2 protein-coding genes and 1 pseudogene are annotated in these 2,528 nt (G+C 47.4%); all 3 read right to left on the bottom strand.

The window, feature by feature from the left end:
- Nucleotides 1-469 precede the first annotated feature (469 nt).
- The 3 genes and pseudogenes from IV91_RS18945 to IV91_RS0113105 all read right to left on the bottom strand — a co-directional run bounded on the left by IV91_RS18945 (nucleotide 470) and on the right by IV91_RS0113105 (nucleotide 2,030).
- Nucleotides 470-643: a hypothetical protein gene (locus IV91_RS18945; protein ID WP_200874420.1), complete on the bottom strand. Its 174-nt coding sequence runs from the start codon at nucleotides 641-643 to the stop codon at nucleotides 470-472.
- A 256-nt stretch (nucleotides 644-899) separates the two neighbouring features.
- A pseudogene (locus IV91_RS0113110) lies at nucleotides 900-1,118 on the bottom strand (IS1634 family transposase); the annotation flags it as partial.
- 435 nt (nucleotides 1,119-1,553) lie between these two features.
- A complete protein-coding gene (locus tag IV91_RS0113105) occupies nucleotides 1,554-2,030 on the bottom strand; it encodes a GIY-YIG nuclease family protein (RefSeq protein WP_031599184.1) in 477 nt (158 codons plus the stop codon).
- Nucleotides 2,031-2,528: the final 498 nt, after the last annotated feature.

The following is a 2,528-nucleotide window of genomic DNA, read 5'->3' as shown; positions in this document are numbered from 1 at the left end:
CCGAGGTTGCTCTGGGGGTGATTCAGAATTCCCACCGTGAGATCGGTTTGACGTTCCAGGCGTTCGGCCAAGGCCCGTAATGCCACACTCTTGCCGGTACCCGGGTCTCCCTGGATCAGAGCGAAGTGAGTGTGATCACCGGATTTGATGGTCTGATTTTCAGGATGGATGATGGGTTGGCGGCTTGATCATGACGAGGCATGATCAGATTCACTCCCTGTTCCAACTTTCAACGAGTTGGATCGCGAATGGTGTTGGTATCATCAAGGTGGAAAGTGCCCCTGGCGTTGCGGCAGGTACCTGAAGTGCGGATTGACACTGCTTGATTGCGGGATTTCGTTACCCGCTGATAGCGATCATGAGGGGGGTACTGCGTAACAGGGTATCCGGGGTATCAATGGCCAACAGATTTGATCCACTTTTGGCCATTGATTTTGACCCACCCCAGCCCCAGATCAACCTATTCTGATCATTTTGCTTTTCTGGTCTTGTACAGATTGACCGCGAGGTATTCATCGAACTGCTCGTCGAACCGGTCAAGGGGGAATGCATTGATGACCTGCTGATCCTCAGTCAATATCAATCGCTCGATGATCTGCCGCTGGGTCGTCCCCTTATGCCGGGCCAGGCGTGCCAGTGCCAAGGCACACCCGGGGTAGATACCCAGGTATTGATCCGACGCTCACCGTTGCCGTCTACTCCCGCATAGGGACGCTTTGACCGGTATTGTGCCTGCCTTTGTGCGGAATCTTTGGCCATTTCCATCTCCGTTACTGCGTAACCGGTTTCTCTTGAACGGCTGGATGACCCTCCTGATGACCGTCATCCATGACCCCCGAGTTCGACACTTTTTTGCGTAACCGATTGTATTTAAACGATACGCATGTTTAAAATTGGCACTACAACGCGATTTTCGAGGGTTTTGGCAGATTAACCGTGTCGAATAGATCCTTTTGTTCCGGCGTCAGGGTAGTGAGCCCCTTGGTCGATTGTTTGCGATGGAGTGTGACCTGGTGATACTGAATTCTGCGTACCACTTCCAGCATCCGGTTCGGGGAATAGGGGCTCTTGGCCTTGAGACGCATTCGGAGTACCCGGTACAACATCAGAGCCAGAAAGCGGACATGGCATACTGGCGTGGATCATGAAGTAGCGGTTTTAACAAACATGTCACCATTGTAATCCGGCAACAAAATGATCGTCAATCGTAAAAGCATGACAGCGTGTCACTACAAGACTTTTTTGTTCAGAGAACCAACTCTATGATTTTATTAGAGGGGGGTGGTCAAAATACGTGGTTTTTGGGGGTCAGCTGTCGAACTCGGGGGGTAAGAATGGCAATGATTCGTAGAAAATTCGGGGATTTCACCTTTGTTTTGGTGAAAACCAGGAAATTTATTATGAAAAATTGGCACATATTGACGCGCTGCGGCCATGATTTAGACCGCATAAAAGCAACCCACCAGTAGCATTTTCTGGGGAAATTAGGGTGTGAACTGGCAAATCAGCGTGTGAACTGGCGAGTAAACCTCAAATACCTCATGATAATATCGTTAGTCATCTTCCTCGTCATTGTCGTTTTGTTCATACCATTGAAAATATTGAGTTGCATCACCAAAATGACCACGTTGAAGATTTAATCGGGGTTCAGCGATTGCTATTGATACTGCTTCAAGGATATTCAATGTAACCTCAGTAGAGGTTTTCACATTGAGGGTATCGACTGAAATGGTCCCTTCTTTTGTAACCCGCTGAGTCCCAAACCATGAGAATCGATTCCAGCGTTCAGAAAGGTGATCCGATTTGTGTGCTTTAAGCCTTTTAAAAAGACGATCGTTACCAGCACCTGCTTGACCTATGTAGACTAATTCGTAATCCGCATAAAGCACGTAAATTCCTCGCTGCTCACGAAAATCCACGGGGTTGGCACGGCGGGTTCTACTGGCCGCGCCTTCCAAAGTGCCTGATTTATTCGGCTTACCCCAGTCAACTCGATCAATATGCCAATGTAAGCCATAACTTTTAATCATTCACTCAACTCCCATTCGCTGCGCCAAAAAATTTTACAAAAAAACATCTGGTTAACGTCGTTTCCTGTCATGTTCAAGCTAAAATATTAATAAGGGACTGTTATTCATTTGTCCTGCATTTCTATACCAAAAAAGGAAACGATATGAATCAACAAAAACAAAACGCAGTCAAAGAAGCCGTCTATAAACTTGGAGGTCCGACGAAGGCATCAAACCAATTAGGGGTCTCCAACGCATCTGTTCATGCCTAGATTAATAAAGCCACTATATCAGACATCGATATTGCCCGGAAAGTGTCGGTTTTGACCGGGGCTAATCTCGACGATATACGTCCAATGCCAGTAGCGAGGTCACCATGGTTTTGAAAAAGAGAAAATCAGCACCGATTGAAAGGTTGGTACGTAGGGCCGAGCTATTTTCAGCCATGGAATTGGATCCTCGTGATTTTCCTGCTGACGACGATATGGTCGCACTTGGGCTTTCGGCGGATAATTTGGG

Source organism: Ferrovum myxofaciens, assembly GCF_000735045.1.
Lineage (GTDB): Bacteria > Pseudomonadota > Gammaproteobacteria > Burkholderiales > Ferrovaceae > Ferrovum > Ferrovum myxofaciens.
Note: the sequence above shows the minus strand (reverse complement) of the source record. Positions and strands in the feature narration are given on the sequence as shown.